The sequence below is a fragment of the Thalassotalea algicola genome (genome assembly GCF_012932965.1).
GTDB classification, from domain to species: domain Bacteria; phylum Pseudomonadota; class Gammaproteobacteria; order Enterobacterales; family Alteromonadaceae; genus Thalassotalea_F; species Thalassotalea_F algicola.
Genome location: NZ_JABBXH010000003.1, coordinates 568611 through 587259, shown reverse-complemented (window position 1 = coordinate 587259; position 18649 = coordinate 568611). Strand labels below are relative to the sequence as shown.

The 18649-nt window shown below is 40.2% G+C and carries 15 protein-coding genes; 2 read left to right on the top strand and 13 right to left on the bottom strand.

What is annotated here, in order from left to right; genetic code table 11:
* The first annotated feature begins 51 nt into the window (after positions 1 to 51).
* Positions 52 to 201 carry a hypothetical protein gene (locus tag HII17_RS11390; protein ID WP_169075487.1) on the top strand — a complete coding sequence of 50 codons (150 nt, stop codon included), beginning with the start codon at positions 52 to 54 and terminating at the stop codon, positions 199 to 201.
* 187 nt (positions 202 to 388) lie between these two features.
* On the opposite strand, the gene guaA is transcribed toward HII17_RS11390, so the two are convergent.
* A complete protein-coding gene (guaA, locus tag HII17_RS11385; RefSeq protein WP_169075486.1) occupies positions 389 to 1966 on the bottom strand; it encodes a glutamine-hydrolyzing GMP synthase in 1578 nt (525 codons plus the stop codon).
* 186 nt (positions 1967 to 2152) lie between these two features.
* Positions 2153 to 3625, bottom strand: coding sequence for an IMP dehydrogenase (gene guaB, locus HII17_RS11380; protein WP_169075485.1), 1473 nt, complete (start codon positions 3623 to 3625; stop codon positions 2153 to 2155).
* 175 nt (positions 3626 to 3800) lie between these two features.
* Here guaB and xseA point away from each other — a divergent pair, with 175 nt between their 5' ends.
* Complete coding sequence (gene xseA, locus HII17_RS11375) at positions 3801 to 5138, top strand: exodeoxyribonuclease VII large subunit (protein WP_169075484.1); 1338 nt, start codon at positions 3801 to 3803, stop codon at positions 5136 to 5138.
* Here the strand turns inward: xseA and HII17_RS11370 are convergent.
* The 11 genes from HII17_RS11370 to HII17_RS11320 form a co-directional block, all read right to left on the bottom strand.
* A complete protein-coding gene (locus HII17_RS11370; protein ID WP_169075483.1) occupies positions 5135 to 5815 on the bottom strand; it encodes a PilZ domain-containing protein in 681 nt (226 codons plus the stop codon). The two genes, xseA and HII17_RS11370, sit on opposite strands and share 4 nt — an antisense overlap.
* 116 nt (positions 5816 to 5931) lie before the next feature.
* Positions 5932 to 7392, bottom strand: a complete 1461-nt coding sequence (gene der, locus HII17_RS11365) for a ribosome biogenesis GTPase Der (protein ID WP_169075482.1) — start codon at positions 7390 to 7392, stop codon at positions 5932 to 5934.
* A 118-nt stretch (positions 7393 to 7510) separates the two neighbouring features.
* Positions 7511 to 8725: an outer membrane protein assembly factor BamB gene (gene bamB, locus HII17_RS11360; RefSeq protein WP_328824528.1), complete on the bottom strand. Its 1215-nt coding sequence runs from the start codon at positions 8723 to 8725 to the stop codon at positions 7511 to 7513.
* 11 nt (positions 8726 to 8736) lie between these two features.
* Positions 8737 to 9375 carry a YfgM family protein gene (locus HII17_RS11355; protein WP_169075481.1) on the bottom strand — a complete coding sequence of 213 codons (639 nt, stop codon included), beginning with the start codon at positions 9373 to 9375 and terminating at the stop codon, positions 8737 to 8739.
* Positions 9376 to 9384: 9 nt separating this feature from the next.
* Positions 9385 to 10659, bottom strand: a complete 1275-nt coding sequence (gene hisS, locus HII17_RS11350) for a histidine--tRNA ligase (RefSeq protein WP_169075480.1) — start codon at positions 10657 to 10659, stop codon at positions 9385 to 9387.
* A gap of 85 nt (positions 10660 to 10744) precedes the next feature.
* Positions 10745 to 11872 (bottom strand): flavodoxin-dependent (E)-4-hydroxy-3-methylbut-2-enyl-diphosphate synthase, encoded by a 1128-nt coding sequence (gene ispG, locus HII17_RS11345; RefSeq protein ID WP_169075479.1) that lies wholly within the window; start codon positions 11870 to 11872, stop codon positions 10745 to 10747.
* Between the two features lie 8 nt (positions 11873 to 11880).
* Complete coding sequence (locus tag HII17_RS11340; protein WP_169075478.1) at positions 11881 to 12810, bottom strand: RodZ domain-containing protein; 930 nt, start codon at positions 12808 to 12810, stop codon at positions 11881 to 11883.
* A gap of 6 nt (positions 12811 to 12816) precedes the next feature.
* Entirely contained in the window at positions 12817 to 14817 is a 2001-nt protein-coding gene (gene pilW / locus HII17_RS11335) for a type IV pilus biogenesis/stability protein PilW (protein ID WP_169075477.1), read from the bottom strand.
* 111 nt (positions 14818 to 14928) lie between these two features.
* Positions 14929 to 16098, bottom strand: coding sequence for a bifunctional tRNA (adenosine(37)-C2)-methyltransferase TrmG/ribosomal RNA large subunit methyltransferase RlmN (locus tag HII17_RS11330; protein ID WP_169075476.1), 1170 nt, complete (start codon positions 16096 to 16098; stop codon positions 14929 to 14931).
* Between the two features lie 210 nt (positions 16099 to 16308).
* On the bottom strand, positions 16309 to 16740 hold the full coding sequence (ndk, locus tag HII17_RS11325; RefSeq protein ID WP_169075475.1) for a nucleoside-diphosphate kinase: 432 nt from the start codon (positions 16738 to 16740) through the stop codon (positions 16309 to 16311).
* A gap of 211 nt (positions 16741 to 16951) precedes the next feature.
* Positions 16952 to 18643 (bottom strand): NAD-dependent malic enzyme, encoded by a 1692-nt coding sequence (locus tag HII17_RS11320; protein ID WP_169075474.1) that lies wholly within the window; start codon positions 18641 to 18643, stop codon positions 16952 to 16954.
* Positions 18644 to 18649 lie beyond the last annotated feature (6 nt).

Below are 18649 nucleotides of genomic sequence, written 5' to 3'. Positions count from 1 at the left end.
TGTCATTTATTTTGTAATATTACATTAGCTATTACATTTTAGGGGTATGACATGGCACACGATGACGACAAAGCATTATCAAACATCAACGAAGAGTTAAACAACGAAGATGGCACTTTAGCCAAGCAGTTAGCGGACGCTCAAAAGGAAATCGCTGACTTGAAAATGCAAATCATGTGGATGGAGCGCTCTTACGAGTAATCTAATTAGCAAGGAAATATGTGAAAGTGGCAATTAAACTTTCATAACAAGTTTCATGAATTAAAAAAGCAGCTCATTGAGCTGCTTTTCTTTTTGGTATCGTTTGAAACAAGGAGCGCAAAACGTAGGAAACTACGTGTGCACTCCTGATAAACAAGTTAAGCCAAAGCACCTTTAGAAAGTGTTATTATTCCCATTCAATAGTCGCAGGTGGCTTGCCTGAGATATCATAAACCACGCGCGAAATACCATCGATTTCATTAATGATGCGATTAGACACTAATCCTAAAAAGTCATAAGGTAAATGAGCCCAATGAGCCGTCATAAAGTCGATAGTTTCAACAGCACGTAAGCTCACTACCCAATCGTATTTACGTCCGTCTCCCATAACTCCAACTGAACGCACCGGTAAAAACACGGTAAATGCTTGCGATACTTTATTGTATAAATCGTGCTTATGAAGCTCTTCAATAAAGATTGCATCAGCACGGCGAAGTAAGTCAGCATATTCTTTCTTAACTTCACCTAAAATACGTACGCCAAGACCTGGCCCCGGGAACGGGTGGCGGTAAAGCATGTTGTAAGGTAAACCAAGCTCTAAGCCTATCTTACGAACTTCATCTTTAAATAATTCACGTAATGGCTCAACTAAACCTAGTTCCATATCTTCTGGTAAACCGCCAACATTATGATGAGATTTAATCACATGTGCTTTACCAGTAGCTGATGCTGCCGATTCGATCACATCAGGGTAGATAGTACCTTGCGCTAACCATTTAGCATTTGTTAATTTGCCCGCTTCTTCATCGAAAATTTCAACAAATACGTTACCAATGATCTTACGTTTTTTCTCTGGATCGTCTTCACCTTTTAAGCGATCTAAAAAGCGCTGCTCTGCATTCACATGAATAATGTTTAAACCAAAGTGATCACCAAACATTTCCATTACTTGCTTGCCTTCATCTAAACGAAGTAAGCCGTTGTCTACGAATACACAAGTTAGCTTGTCACCAATCGCGCGATGCAATAGCATGGCCACAACAGAAGAATCAACGCCACCAGATAAACCAAGTACGACTTCATCGTCACCTACTTGCTCTTTCATTTTCGCGATAGCGTCTTCAATAATAGATGCTGAAGTCCATAGTTTTTCACACTGACAAATATCAACAATGAAATGCTCAAGCATACGCATACCTTGCTTGGTATGAGTCACTTCTGGGTGGAACTGTACGCCGTAGAATTTCTTTTCTTCGTTCGCCATCGCTGCATGTGCACAGCTTGGTGTTTGTGCAATTGTAGTAAAACCTTCAGGAATCGTCGCAACTTTATCACCATGACTCATCCAAACATCTAACATTGCATTGCCATTGTCACCAATTGCATCTTCAATGTTTTTGAATAATTCAGATTTTTCAATTACCTCTACTGCAGCATAACCAAACTCTTTGTGCTCTGAAGACTGAACGCTACCACCTAATTGCTCAGACATAGTTTGCATTCCATAACAAACACCTAGCACAGGAATCCCGGCATTAAATACATATTCTGGTGCGCGCGGTGAGTTGTCTTCAGTAACTGATTCAGGACCACCTGCTAAGATTATACCTGATGGTGCAAACGCTTTAATTTGCTCTTCAGTTACATCCCAAGCCCAAAGCTCACAGTAAACGCCAATTTCACGTACACGACGGGCAATAAGTTGTGTATATTGCGAACCAAAATCTAGGATTAAGACTCGTGATGAATGGATATCTTTGGTCATATCGAAACCTTATGTTATTTAAGTAAAACAGGCTGATAAACTTTTAAAGTAAATCAGCCTGTAAAATTTTTAAGAACTTACTCATTGAGAGTATTTTAGTTCAAATTCGCGACGGCGACGCAAAACGTACAAATGTAATTGAGCATTCGCCAACAAAGAAGTTGGGCTAAAAGGCCTCAACCTCTATTAACCCATACGGTAGTTAGGTGCTTCTTTTGTAATAGTTACATCATGAACATGAGACTCACCCATACCAGCCGCTGTTATCTTCATAAACTGTGGCTTAGTACGCATCTCTTCAATATCAGCAGAGCCTGTTAAGCCCATTGATGAACGTAAGCCACCCATTTGCTGATGAACAATTGCTGAAACAGGTCCTTTGTATGCTACGCGACCTTCAATACCTTCTGGCACCAACTTATCGGCTTCTCCATCAGTTTTTTGGAAGTAACGATCTGAAGAGCCTTCTTTTTGCGCCATCGCACCTAAAGAGCCCATACCACGATAAGACTTATAGTAGCGACCTTGGTAAAGTTCTACTTCACCTGGAGATTCTTCTGTACCAGCAAGCATAGAGCCTACCATTACACAGTGCGCACCAGCTACAAGTGCCTTAGCAATATCGCCAGAAAAACGAATACCACCATCAGCGATAACCGGAATACCAGTACCTTTAAGTGCATCTACTGCATTTGAAATAGCTGTTAACTGAGGAACGCCTACGCCTGTAACGATACGTGTAGTACAAATAGAACCAGGGCCTATACCTACTTTAACACCATCTACACCTGCATCAGCTAATGCTTTAGCCCCTTCACCTGTTGCCACATTACCAGCAACAATTTGTAAATCTGGGTACTTAGCGCGAGTTTCAGCAACTCGGTCAATTACACCTTGCGAGTGACCATGTGATGTATCGATAAGTAATACATCTACGCCAGCGGCCACTAAGGCATCAATTCTTTCGTCTGTGCCTGCACCTACACCTACTGCAGCACCGACACGTAAACGGCCAAATTCATCTTTACATGCATTTGGTTTACGTTCTGCTTTCTTAAAATCTTTAACAGTAATTAGACCTTTCAATTTAAAAGCACTATCCACCATTAGGATTTTTTCGATTCGGTGTTCGTGCATCAAGTGCAAAATTTCTTCGCGCTCAGTGCCTTCTTTAACCGTGACTAAATCTTCTTTTTTAGTCATTAGTTCTGAAACTTTTTTCGACAAATCAGTTTCAAAACGTAAATCACGACCAGTAATAATACCTACTAAGTTATGTTCAGCATCAACAACAGGGAAGCCAGAAAAACCTTGCTCTTTAGCAAGGCTAATGACTTCTTCAATAGTAATATTTGGCAAAACAACTACAGGATCTGAAACGATCCCACTTTCGTATTTTTTCACTTGTGAAACATTACGCGCTTGTTCTTCAATGGTCATGTTTTTGTGAATAAAACCTAAACCACCTTCTTGCGCTAAGGTAATTGCTAAACGAGCTTCAGTAACCGTGTCCATTGACGCAGATACCATAGGTACATTTAAGCTGATTTTACGGGTAAGTTGGGTAGTTAATTTGGCAGTATGAGGCAGTACCGTAGAGTGTGCCGGTACTAACAGAACATCGTCAAAAGTTAACGCTTCTTGGGCTATTCGTAGCATTGCAATATCTCACAAAGTTAGTTTGGAGGAGGAAATATTGCGGCAGAATTTTAACCGTTTTGGACGCTAAGGTAAACTTTATTTTTAACTAAAAACAAAATAATTCCCCCAAATCAGTCAAATTCATAGATATAATAGGTAAATAGCAACTTAAGTGCGCATAAATGACAAAGTAATGACTAATAAACAACATATTTTACAAGTGAGCGAATTAACACGAAAAGTCCGCTTCATGCTGGAATCGGAGATAAATGTTGTTTGGCTTTGTGGTGAAATATCGAATTTCATCGCCGCCAGCTCCGGTCATTGGTATTTATCGTTGAAAGACAATAAGTCTCAAGTCAAATGTGCCATGTTTAAAGGTAATAATCGTTACACGAGAATTAAACCAAAAAACGGGCAGCAAGTATTAGTAAAGGCTAAGGTGTCGCTTTATGAACCACGAGGAGATTTCCAACTCATTATTGAGCAAATGGAAGATGCTGGCGAAGGTTTACTCAGGCAGAAATATGAAGCACTAAAGGCAACACTTGCAGCGGAAGGTTTATTCGACGTTTCTCGCAAACAGCCTTTGGCAAAATCGTACAATAAAATTGGTATAGTTACTTCGCCAACTGGTGCAGCAATCAAAGATATTATAAGTGTACTAAAAAGGCGAAGTCCTAATAGCCAAGTAATTATCTACCCTGCCCTAGTGCAAGGCGAGCAAGCTTCTGCTGACATCTGTGCAAGTATTGCCATTGCAAACCAGCGTAATGAAGTCGATATACTTATTGTAGGTCGAGGGGGTGGCTCACTAGAAGATCTCTGGTCTTTTAACGAAGAAAACGTTGTAAGAGCAATTGCGTCTAGTCAGTTGCCTGTGATCAGTGCCGTAGGTCATGAAATAGATACCACGCTTGCCGATTTTGTCGCAGATCAGCGTGCCGCAACACCATCCGCCGCAGCGGAGCTTGTTTCTGGCGATATGCAAGATCAACTAAATACAATAGTTAACTATCATCAACGCTTACGTGCTGCGCTTAATCAACATTACAAACTGTTTGCCCAGCAAGCTCATCAACTCAGTTTCCGCCTACAACAAAACGATCCTCAACGACAATTGCAGGCATATAACCAGCAAGCCGATGAATTAAACCAACGTTTACTACAAGCAATGAAACGTTACTTAAACGTAAAACATCAAAAACCTCAGTTTATAGGGCAAATGCTGAGTCACTTATCCCCTGAAAAAGCTTTAATGCAATACCAAGATAAACTCGAAGATTTAAAAGTTCGATTCGAACAAAGTAGCAATATACTATTGAAACAAAAGCAGACAAAATTTGCTCATCTCGTTGAACAGCTCAACCTAGTGAGCCCGTTAGCTACGATTGCCCGTGGTTATAGCATTACAAGAGATGAAAACGGAAATATAGTGAAGTCATGCCACGATGTTTCACCGGGTAAGTCAATTAACATTCAGGTAAATGACGGAAGTTTCTCTGCAATAGTTAGCAAAGAACAAAATTAAAGCTCGGCGGTTAATGCCACTTGTAATAGCTCAATGACTTTGTCATTTTCTTTGCTAGCAAACTTAACGCCGACCGCAATACCATCTATTTGAGGTTTCACATTGCAAATTTGCGCTTCAAGCTTTACATTTTGCTTGCCGTGAAAGTCTTCTATAACAATCAAAATATCCTGCTCTTTATTAAGCAATAAATTGTCGCCGTTGGAAATTGAAAGCTGACACCCTTTAACGGACATATCCATAATAGCTGCCTGCCAATAATCTTCACCCACTCTAATTTTCGCTGTGATATCTGTATCAATACGAATAGTTGAACGAAGGCTTTGCAGACTTACCGTTTTAGGAAATTCTAATACCATTAAACGAGAAGGAATCTGCAAGGTTTGTCTAACAGGACTAACAAATGCGACTACAGCACCTTCATGGCCTTCAATTAAGCCTCGAACCGTAATATTTGCTCCCTGTGTTATATATTGAGAAAAGCCACCTAGCTTGTTGCTATCAGGGTATTGAATAAGTACATATTGCTTTTGTAGGTAACCAATAAAAGTTGTACGAAATTTGCCTTTCTTACCTGCTGGAGTTACCACATCAATCGTAACTGTAGCTCCCGCATTAAGTAGGCCTAAATTTCTATTCAATCGATTAACTACATCAACTTTTACTGGCTCAGCCATAAGACTCTAATCTATTACAACTTATTGGTTAGTGTACTGATTACACTAGCCAAATTAGCCGTGAAAAGCAATTGAGCAAAAAAGAAAGGTCGCTGATGCGACCTTTCTTTCTAATGCTAATCTTTTTTATAGCCTTGTGTAGCTCTAGCTAATTTTTTCTGCTCTGTAAATGTCAGTTTTTTCTTACCGGCAAATGGATTACTGGTTTCTCGAAACTCTATCTTAATTGGCGTCCCCATAATTTTTAGCGACTTACGATAATAATTCATCAAATAACGCTTATAAGAAGGCGGTAAATACTTAGTCTGATTACCATGAATGACAACAATTGGCGGGTTATAGCCACCAGCATGCGCATACTTCAGCTTAATACGACGGCCATTATGCATCGGTGGCTGATGATCAAAGACAGCCATATCCAAAATCTTAGTTACCATTGATGTTGAAATGCGCTTTGTAGCAGAAACAAACGCTTCCTCTACAGATTCGTACAAATGACCTACGCCAGTACCGTGTAACGCCGAGATAAAATGAATACGTGCGAAGTCGATAAAGCCCAAACGGCGATCCAATTCCTTATGAATATTGTCTTTAATTTCTTGATCGATACCGTCCCACTTATTAACAGCAACCACAAGAGAACGGCCTGCTTCTAAAATAAAGCCAAGTAAGCTTAAATCTTGATCCGTGATACCTTCTCTTGCATCTATTATTAATAAACACACATTAGCGTCTTCAATTGCACGTAGCGTTTTAATAACTGAGTACTTTTCAACGACATCATTGACATTTTTTCGACGACGAATCCCAGCAGTATCAATTAACGTATACTCACGCCCATTGTGTTCCATCGGAATGTAAACACTGTCACGTGTTGTACCAGGCATATCGTAAACAACCACACGCTCTTCACCTAAGATTCGATTGGTTAGCGTTGATTTACCTACGTTTGGTTTACCTATTATCGCTAACTTTATCTTGTCATCTTCTTCTGGCGCGTCGACTTCGACTTCTTGCCCTTCTTCAAAAATCAGCTCATCAGCATCGTTGTTATCATCTGCATCCACTTCTTGGCCAAGCGCTTCAATATGTGGCGTTAACGCTAGCGTAAGTAACTGTGTTACACCACGCCCATGAGCCGCGGCGATTTGATGAACTGTTTCGCCCAAACCTAAACTGAAAAACTCAGCAACGGCACTATCAGCATCAATACCATCAATTTTATTGGCAACCAAGAATACTTTTTTATCTTGCTTACGAAGGTAATCGGCAATCGCTTCATCGGCAGATGTTAAACCAGCACGGGCATCAACTAAAAATAACACGGCGTCAGCTTCATCAACTGCCATCAACGACTGCTCAGCCATTAACGCATCAATTCCTTCTTCATCACCATGAATACCACCAGTATCTATAACGATAAATGGATGCTCTTCAACAGATGCCTGACCATATTGCCTGTCACGTGTTAACCCTGGGTAGTCAGCCACCAACGCATCTCGCGTGCGTGTTAAGCGATTAAATAAAGTCGATTTTCCTACATTAGGACGACCTACTAAAGCAACGACTGGCAGCATGAATACCTCAAAAATTTTAAATTCTAATCTATCTATAAAACTAATAACGGCCCCAAATGCATAAGCATGGAGCCGTTTAACATCTATTTAACTATAGCCTATAAGGCTGTAGTTATTGCTATGGCACTTTTATCGCTTGCAGTGAACCATCACGAGCTTGAGAGAAAATTATACCATCAACCACAGTTGGAGTGGTGTGAATACCACTACTATCTACTTCATGACGTGATACAAATTCACCACTTTCTGTGTTGACAAAGTGCAAGTAACCTTCAAAATCGCCAACCACAATATTTTTGCCAACAACAGCAGGACCAGTTACACCACGGTTAGTTAGCGCTAAGTTACTCCAACGCTCTAAACCATTGATACGGTCTACCGCATAAATATGACCTTTAGTGTTAGTTAGGTAAATTGTATTGCCACTTATCGCCATCTGGCGATATGAAGAGTATTGACGCTTCCATAACACTCGCCCGTTTCGGATATCAATTGCGACTAAATTGCCCCTTGATGATACTGAATATACTTTGTCACCGAATACTACTGCTTGACTGTCTACATCAATAACACGCTCTAGTTCTGTAGAGCCGGAAGGCTCACCTACATCAACACTCCAACCTTGTTGACCTTTCTCAAGCATAAATACTGAAAGTTCACCTGCAGAAGTACCGACAATAACACCGCCAGCAGCAATAGTTGGCGCGCTGATACCTCTAAGCGTTAATGGTGGTACGTCTAAGTCGACTTCCCACATATCTTCGCCACTTGAGGCATTAAATGCTTTTAAAATTCCAGAAGCACTATTAACGACTAATACACCAGAATCTAGCGCAGGACTGGCAATGATTTCACCCTTAACCTTTCCTTTCCAAGCAAGTTCACCAGTTTCAGCATCTAAAGCAAACACTTCACCATTTTCAGTACCAAGAAAAACCTTATTAATTCCAGTGACGGGGCCACCGGCAATCAAAGCTGGTTGGCGATTTTCAAAAAAGCCACGTTCACTATCTGCATCACTTAAATCAACATGCCAAACTTGTTCACCGGTCGACACATCAAGCGCATATACGTCTCCTTCTCGACTTGCGCTAAATATTTTATTGTATCCATAGGCTGGCTTAATGCGAGAGAAGTAATCATCAACTCCATCACCAATACTTTTTTCCCAAGCCACTTCGGCATCAAATTGCTGACTAATTTCAGTCAGCTCTGCAACTTTAATAGCTTCATCTTCGTCATCGTCTGTAGATGAACATGCCGCCATCAAACTCGTAAGAGCCAAAACAAACAGCACTCTCAAATTTATAATACTAAATATTTGCTTATTCACTTAAACGCCTACTATTTGGTTAAGTTGGTTGCTTGAGCTAAATCATCAATTTTTAATTGCAGCGTAGGATTAGTCGCTAAACCATCAGCATCGATTGCCGCTTGATAAGCATTTCGCGCTAACTCATTTTTACCTTGCTTAAGGTAAGCATCGCCTTTAATTTCTTCAGCAGCGGCTTTAAAGCCTTCTGGTAATTTAGTCGCAGCCATAGCTAGCGCTTTATCATATTCACCCTGTTGAATTTGTACTCGAGCTAAACGCACAGTAGCAATAGCCTTGATGCCTTCACTAGGTGCTTTTTCAATTGCTATAGTTAAATGACCAGCTGCTTTTTCCCAATCACTATGCTCTGCGGCATCTTTAGCTAAACTTAACGCTGTAAGCGATGCATAGCTAGATTCGCTATTTGCTTGAATAAATTTATCAGCTTGTTCTTTAAAGCCTTGATGGTTTGTTTCTTTGCTATCAAGTACCGCTTGATATTCGCCAGCAATAGCTTGTTCACTTGCAAGCTTAGTGTCTTGATAATAATTAAAACCAATAAAGCCTGCGAAACCTACAACTAAACCACCAATGATGTGATTGCCGTTTTCACTCCAAAACTTTTTAATCGCTTCGACCTGTTGTTCTTCAGTTTCAAATGTTTCCACAATACTTCCTTAAATTAATCCGATTAACAGCTCAGCAACTTCGTTAAACGCTAAGCTTTGTTGTTCATGTTGACCACGTAAATACTTGACGGTTACTTGCTCTCGGGCAATTTCATCTTCACCTAGAATTAACGCGATTTGAGCACCTGACTTATCAGCACGCTTCATTTGTTTTTTCATATTGCCACCACCACAGTGACTTTGAATACGAATTTCAGGGACTTTATCTCGCCACTGTTCAGCTAATGTAATCGCTTTTAAATCCGCACCCTCTCCTAAAGCGATGATGTAAGCATCAACTTGAGGACGAATATTATTGACCTTTTCTAAGCTAGTCAGCATTAAGACCAGTCGTTCTATACCTAAAGCAAAACCAAATCCTGGCGTTGCTTTACCACCTAATTGCTGAACTAAGCCGTCATATCTGCCGCCAGCACAAACGGTACCTTGAGCACCTAAACTGTCTGTTACCCACTCAAATACTGTACGATTATAGTAATCAAGCCCACGTACTAAACGTTCATTGATCACATAGTTGATTCCAGCATTGTCTAAGTAGACTTTCAAATTGGCAAAGTGTTCCTTTGTTTCTTCACCAAAATAATCAGTCAATGCAGGTGCATCAATCAATGCTGCTTGGACATCTGGGTTTTTACTGTCTAACACACGTAAAGGATTAGAGTGCATGCGGCGCTTGCTATCTTCATCTAACTTATCTTGATGCTGTTCTAAATAAGCAACTAAGGCATCACGATAAGCGGCACGTTCCTCATTTGAACCAAGAGAGTTTAGCTCTAATGTAACATGCTCTGCGATACCTAATTCTTTCCATAGTCGAGCAGACAACATAATAATTTCGGCGTCGATATCTGGCGTCGCAATACCAAACGCTTCAATTCCAAACTGATGAAACTGGCGGTAACGACCTTTTTGTGGGCGCTCATGACGGAACATTGGCCCCATATACCATAGTCGTTGTTCTTGGTTATATAACAAACCATGCTGGTTACCTGCACGTACACAACTTGCTGTACCTTCAGGGCGAAGCGTTAAGCTATCACCGTTACGATCATCAAAGGTGTACATTTCCTTTTCAACGATATCCGTAACTTCACCGATAGAGCGCTTGAATAAAGCAGTTGATTCAACAATTGGCATGCGTATTTCAGCAAAGCCATAATTACTCGCTACTCGACGCAACGTAGCCTCAACCATTTGCCAAACATTGGTTTCTGACGGCAGACAATCATTCATACCCCGGATTGCTTGGATCGCTTTACTCACTAAATCAGCTCTCTTAATAGAAAATTAACGGCGCATTATATGCGCTATCAGGTTAAACGTAAATAACTGCAGCAGTAGACAGGTATTATTCTTCGACGTGCTTTACGGCAATTTTGTTTTCTTCAGACATTAATTTTGCCTTCGCTCGGATCCGTGTTTCTAACGTATCAATTAAGTCGTTGTTATCTAAACGTTCTTTCTGGCGAATACCATCAAGATAGAAGCCACTTTTTTTGCTACTTCCGGTTAACCCTAAATCAGACACAGTAGCTTCACCTGGACCATTAACAATACAGCCGATGATCGAAACATCCATTGGCGTTAGAATATCTTCAAGTCTTTCTTCAAGGGCATTTACTGTGCTAATCACATCAAACTCCTGACGAGAGCAACTAGGACAAGCAATAAAGTTGATGCCGCGACTGCGAATTTTTAATGATTTTAAAATATCAAAGCCAACTTTAATTTCTTCCACAGGATTCGCAGCCAAAGATACGCGTAGAGTATCGCCGATACCTTCATTGAGTAGCATACCTAAACCAATGGCAGACTTAACAGCGCCCGCGCGGAATCCACCCGCTTCAGTTATACCTAAATGCAATGGGTTATCGATTTGCTTAGCTAATAAACGATAAGCACCAACCGCTAAGAAAACATCAGACGCTTTCACGCTTACTTTAAAGTCATGAAAATTCATACGATCTAAAATATCAACGTGACGCATTGCTGATTCTAGTAACGCTTCAGGTGTTGGTTCGGTATATTTTTCTTGAATATCTTTCTCTAACGAGCCGCCATTTACGCCAATACGAATCGGAATATTGTTGTCTCTAGCCGCTTCAACTACTTGACGGATACGATCTTCCTTACCAATATTACCAGGATTGATACGTAGACAATCTGCGCCATACTCTGCAACTTTCAATGCGATTCGGTAGTCAAAGTGAATGTCGGTAACTAACGGAACATCAACTTGTTTCTTAATTTCTTTAAAAGCTTCAGCAGCATCCATAGTTGGAACGCTTACGCGAACAATATCAGCGCCGACAGCTTCTAATGATTTAATTTGAGCGACCGTTGCAGCAACATCTGTAGTTAACGTATTAGTCATCGACTGAACACTAATTGGTGCATCACCACCGACAGGGACATTGCCCACCATAATTTGACGTGATTTACGTCGCTTGATTGGAGATTCTGTAAAATTAGACATAAAAAATACTAAGGTGATTCAGGTAAGGTAAATTTTGCAATATTACCCACATTAAATTTTGACATATCGATCGACTCGCCATTAAAGTCGATAGCGACCAACTCGGGCTTCCCTACCGTAACTTTGAACGGAGCAACGCCTTTAAGTTCCATAACATAACCAGCCTTTTTTATTCCCCAAGCAATACGCTCCCCGTTACCGTCGTAAATATTGACCCAGCAATCTCCTGCAAAAGAAAAGATTGCCGTAATATCAGAGCTTTCAACAGGTGTTATGATTTCAAGTACAGGTTCAATACTATTATCAGGCACAATTGCCTGCGCGATATCACCTTCTTCGGGCTGATTAATAAATTTATCATCAACATTATCAGAAGTTTTTCCCTTCACAGTATTTAACGTTGATTCAGGCTGATAATTAGATTGCTCAGGTAATTCTTCCGCCTTTTCCGTAGGCTGAGCTGTTTCATCGGTGTTAGCTTTCGAATTAGTAGTATTCGCTACTGTTTTAGTAGCAGCTTTACTAGGAATATCTTGTAAATAGTAAAGAATACTTGAAGCAACTAAAGCTGCCAAAATAAGGTAAGTAATCCACATTAAGCGGCTGTTTTGCGCCTGCTTTTCTGTAATTTTAGAAAAACTTTGCATTTCGGTTCGCTGCTTAGCAGCAACACCTAACATTTCATAGCTAGCAAGCACATCTTGTTCACTAACACCAACAAGCTTTGCGTAATTTTTAAGGTAACCGCGGTTAAAGGTATCAGGTAGCGATTTATCAAACAGTTCATGTTCAATTTCATCAACTAAGGCCACTCTAAAGTTGAGTTTTGCTGCAACCTCTTTTTGCGTAAGCCCCATCGCGTCTCTTGCTTCGGCAAGCATTTGACCTGGGCCTATCACCTCAATATCTTCAGGTAATTCTTTTACCTTCTTACTCATGAGTAACTATTGCTCTTGTGCACTATTTACAATACTTGGATCGGCTAAGTAAATAATATCACCAATCCTAACCAATGCGCGTTCGTCTAGGTTATTCCACTTTTTCAGACTTCGCAGATGGATATTATATTTTTTTGAAACTGTGAATAAGTTTTCACCTTTTTGAATTTCATGCTGTGGTAACTCTTCAAGCGACTGGTATTGAGTTTCAGACACCATGGTCTCAGTAATAACTTCATCAGTGACAACTCCATTACTTACAATTTCCTGTTCGTTAGTTTCTTCTACAGGTAAATTGTTTGATTCGTCAATATTCTCTACCGCATCAATTACGGCTGTATCTGTTTCAAACTCATTATTGGTCGACTGATCAATTAACTCTGATTGTTCTTCCATTGAAGCAACTTCATCCGAGGCAGTATCTATAATATCGTCAGTAGTAGTGACACTTTCAAGATCATTAAGTTCAGAATCATTGACTGAACTTACTAGAGAATCTGTTACCAGTTGTTGCTGTTGAGTAGTATTTTCAGGTATATCAACTGAAGCAACTTCGTGTGCCTTCTGCTCAGCAGCTTGCTCACTTAACTCAATAACTAGTGCATCGGCTGCATCTTCAGGCTCAGAAGTTTGAACTAAATCTTGCTCTGCCTCTCTCTCAGTAGTTGAATCGGGATTAGCTACTTGTCTAACGATTTCTTCAGCCTTATCGCTTGCTGAGTCAACGACAATATCTTCTTCGCGATTATGAGGCTTCAAAGCTTCAGTTTGCACTTGAACAAGGTCACTTTCAGTTTTTTGAACGACTTCTTGAGCGCCTGACTGTTCAACCTTCAGTAATTCTGGCGCTTTTTCTTGCGCTACTGCTTGTTTGGCAACTTCTACTTTTACTTGCTCTGTTTCTATGTTCTCTTGTGCTTCTACTGAAGCTACTTGATGATTTAATACTTCTTTATTCGCGTTATCAGGAGCCTTTAATACAACGGTTTTCTTACCTGCAGCACTCTTTTGTCTTGAAGCTAGTTGTTCATCAGGAGGAGAAAGCTGCACCACTTTTTTCTTATTAACACTGCGAGGAGTTATTGGCTTCTTCTTAGTACGAGCAATCGAAACAGCTGGCTTATCACTAGGAGTCAGTTTAACCACACGCTTGCTTTCAGGCTTGTCATAGGCACCAAGCTTGAGTAACTGATACTTTTCGGCCAACTCATCAGCTTCAATTTTTTCAAGCTCATTAAGTAAGTATTGTTTTGCATGCCAAGATTCAGGGAACATTTTCACTAGCATTGCGCCATAATTTTTAGCAATGCGTTGATTTCCCATCTTTTGGTAAATTTTATAGCTCAACGATAATGAGTCAGGATTAAAGCGACGTGTCGCCTTTTCGAAGCGTTTACTATAAGCCAACGCTTCTTGGTAACGCCCTTGTGCATACAACAAACGCATCATCTGGTATAAGTTCGAAGCACTAGAAGGGTTATGATCAACTGCTTTTTCTAAATACAATTGTGCTTTTTCAAAGTTAGGGGCTTTTAACTGACACTGTGCTAAATTTTGGTAACTTTGCGAAACGAGTAAATATGTGGGAACGGCAATAGCTCTTAAAAACTGTACTTCTGCTTCAGGTAAGCGATCTTTGCGACACAAGAATACACCATAGTTGTTTAACGTATCGGCATCATCCGGTTTTAATGATAACGCTTTTTCATAGGAAGCAATCGTTAAATTATCTTCTCCGACCGTTTCATAATAGTGAGCAAAAGCTGTGTGTACTTGCACAAGGTTAGGTGCAAAGCGTTTGGCCTTTTCTAAGTTTAATTTCGCCTGTGTCGTGTTACCCATTTTTAAGTAACCTAACCCGAGCGAAATTCTTGTCATCGCGATTTCAGTTGAACTTGAGTCATTTTGTACGACTGGCGTATTAGAATTTTCATAATTCTGCGTCACACACCCAGACACTGAAGTCAGGACAACGGCAATTGTAAGAAGTTTAAACGCTTTAACCATAAGTATGCTTTTTTCTTTATTGTTGTAATTGTGACATTTAAGGCAGCATCCGGCTGCCAATCATTAAAGCCAGCCAATTATTTGTAATTATAAAAGATTGTGGCTGCGCGATTAGACCATTTTCACTGAAATTTCTTCAGTTTTCATCTCTTTTTTTGCTGCAATACTAGCAGTACGCTTAGTACGGTCTAAAACGTCGCCTGCTAATTGGCCACAAGCGGCATCAATATCATCACCACGTGTTCGACGCTTGATCACAGTGAAACCGTAGGATTGCAGTACTTTATCAAAGCGATCAATACGAGAATTACTTGAACGCTTATAAGGAGATCCAGGGTAAGGATTAAATGGAATTAAATTTATTTTACTCGGTGTATCTTTAAGGGCATGCGCTAATTCATGGGCTTGCTCTGTGCTGTCGTTAACGTGATCAAGCATCACATACTCAACAGTAACGGCTTTTTGCGCCTTTGATCCGTCGATATATCGACGCGAGGCTGCCAAAAAGTCTTCAAGTGGATATTTTTTGTTTATTGGTACTAGCTCATCGCGTAGTTGATTGTTTGGTGCATGAACTGAAATAGCAAGCGCACAATCAATTTTTTCTTTTAGCATATCAAGTGCAGGAACAACACCGGAAGTACTTACCGTAACGCGGCGCTTGGATAAACCATAACCTAAATCGTTAAGCATAGTATCTAACGCTGGGATAAGGTTTTTCATATTTAGTAAAGGTTCACCCATGCCCATCATTACAATATTCGTAATTGGACGAGTACCCGCAATTCGAGTTGCACCGATATCATTAGCAACACGCCAAACTTGGCCAATAATTTCAGCCATCGATAAGTTTCGGTTGAAGCCTTGTTGAGCAGTTGAGCAGAAGGTACATTCCAGTGCACAACCTACTTGCGATGAAACACACAAGGTAGCTCGGTTATTTTCTGGGATCCATACCGTTTCTACTTCTTGGCCACTTTCTAACTTTAATGCGTATTTAATTGTACCGTCACTCGATACTTGTTTTTCTGAAATTTCAGGCGCAACAATTTCGCAGTTACGGGCTAACTTTTCACGTAACTTCTTATTTAAGTTAGTCATTTGCTCGAAGTCGTCGTACCCAAAATGGTACATCCACTTCATTATTTGATCTGCACGAAATGGCTTTTCACCAATAGAACCAAGATATTCACGTAAACCTTGATGATCTAAGTTTAGTAAATTAACTTTTTGAATCGACTTTTGATTGTCTGGTTTCACTGTTTCTACCATTTCACTCATGCAAATACTTTCTCAAAACAACTAAAATTTAAGGGCGCGAATTGTACACTTTTTAGCCACAACCATCAATGATAGCTGAAAATAAAAAGGCGGCGAATTCTAGCAAAATTCACAGCCATCTAAAAGTAGATTGTATCGCAACAAATTAAGTACAAAAAAAAGGTGTTGCCTGAGGCAACACCTTTTTCACGAATTTTTGCTAAATTAGACTTAGCGAGTACGTGGACAAATTTCGTCTTCAGTGAAGAAGTAAGCAATTTCACGAGCCGCTGATTCTAAAGCATCAGAACCGTGTACTGCATTCTCATCAATTGAGTTAGCGTAATCTGCACGTAAAGTACCAGCTAAAGCTTCTGCTGGGTTAGTAGCACCCATGATTTCACGGTTTTTAAGAACAGCGCCTTCGCCTTCTAAAACTTGAACCATAACTGGACCAGAAGTCATGAACTCAACTAAAGCACCGAAGAAAGGACGCTCGCTGTGCTCAGCGTAGAAACCTTCTGCTTGTTCTTTAGATAAATGAACCATTTTTGAAGCGATGATTGTTAAACCAGCAGTCTCAAAACGGTTGTAGATTTGACCAATTACATTTTTAGCAACTGCGTCTGGTTTTACGATTGAAAAAGTACGTTCGATAGCCATGATTAAGCCTCTTAAATATCGATTAAATAAATTGGGGTATAAATTTTTGGCGCGATTATAGACTAAGAATCTCTAAAAGACTAATGATATTGTTGTTACGCCGGTTTAGCCGCTAAGATTGGCTCGCTCAATCGATAATTATTTCGATGTCGTCTCTTTGCCAGGTAGAGAAAAACCAACAGGCGTTGGTTTTTCTCATTAAATCCTGTTACTAGATACTTATCCGTTTATATTCACGATATTCAGGTGTCCAAAAGTTACGTTCAATTTTTGCCATTAACTGATCATCTGGAATTTCCAATGCCAAGCCTTGCTCGTATGCAACTTTCGCTACCGCAAAAGCGATTTTTTTACTTAATTCAGCTATCTCAGTAATTGGCGGTAATAATTCTTTTGACTCGCCATTAGCCATCGGTGACGCTTTTGCCAACATTTCACTGGTAATCATTAGCATCTCATCAGTAATACGATTGATATTAGCTGAAACGACTCCTAGACCAAGCCCTGGGAAGATATAACTATTATTACATTGTGCAATATGGAAAAGCTCACCTTGGTATTCAACAGGCTCGAATGGACTACCTGTAGCCACAATTGCATTGCCTTCAGTCCAAGTAACCACTTGCTCCGGCGTTGCTTCAACTTGCCTTGATGGATTACTCAGTGGAAAGATAATCGGACGCTGGCAATGACTGTACATTGCTTTGATCACTTCTTCGGTAAATAACCCCGCTTGGCCAGACACACCAATTAATATATCAGGTTGTGCATTGTTCATTACTTCAAGCAAGCTCGCGTAATCACCTTCGACAGGCCAACTAGTAATAGCAGAATTATGCTGTTGTAGCTTTTCCTGGAAGTCTCTTAACCCTTCCATGCCTTCGGTTAGTAGACCAAAGCGATCTACCATAAATATTTGACTACGAGCTTGTTCTGGCGATATACCTTCGCTGACCATTTGCGTAATAATTTGCTCTGCAATACCACAACCTGCAGAGCCTGCGCCAACAAAAGCGACTTTTTGCGCTGAAAGTTTTTCCCCTTTAGTGCGACAAGCAGCCAATAAAGTACCAACAGTAACTGACGCAGTACCTTGAATATCGTCATTAAAACAACAAATTTCTTCTTTGTACTTATTTAGCAATGGCATGGCATTTGGCTGAGCAAAGTCTTCAAATTGCAGCATGACATGTGGCCAACGACGTTTAACTGCTTTAATGAACATATCGACAAATTCATTATATTCTTCTTGGCTAATTCGCTTATGGCGTGAGCCCATATACATAGGGTCGTTTAACAGCTTCTCGTTATTAGTACCGACATCCAAAGTAATAGGTAAACAATAAGCAGGACTTATACCTCCACAAGCGGTATACAAGGCAAGCTTACCAATTGGAATGCCCATACCGCCAATACCTTGGTCACCTAAGCCCAAAATACGTTCACCATCAGTTACCACAATCACTTTGACTTTGTTTTTAGTAGCATTACGTAAAATATCATCCAGCTGGTCACGTTCATCATAAGCGATAAATAAACCACGATTACTGCGGTAAATATCAGAAAAACGCTCACATGCATCGCCTACTGTTGGTGTGTAGATGATTGGCATCATTTCTTCCAAGTGCTCTCGTACTAGGCGGTAATACAAGGTTTCATTTTTATCTTGGATATTTCTTAAGTAAATATGCTTATTTAAATTGGTGCGGAAGCTGCTGTACTGGTGGTAACAACGATCCACTTGCTCTTCAATCGTTTCATAACTCGGTGGAATTAATCCAGTTAAGTTGAACATAGCACGTTCTTCTTTACTAAACGCGCTTCCTTTATTTAAAAGCGGAGCCTCTAATAAACTTGGGCCTGCATAAGGAATGTATAATGGACGTTTTTTCGATTCTGTCATTGGTGG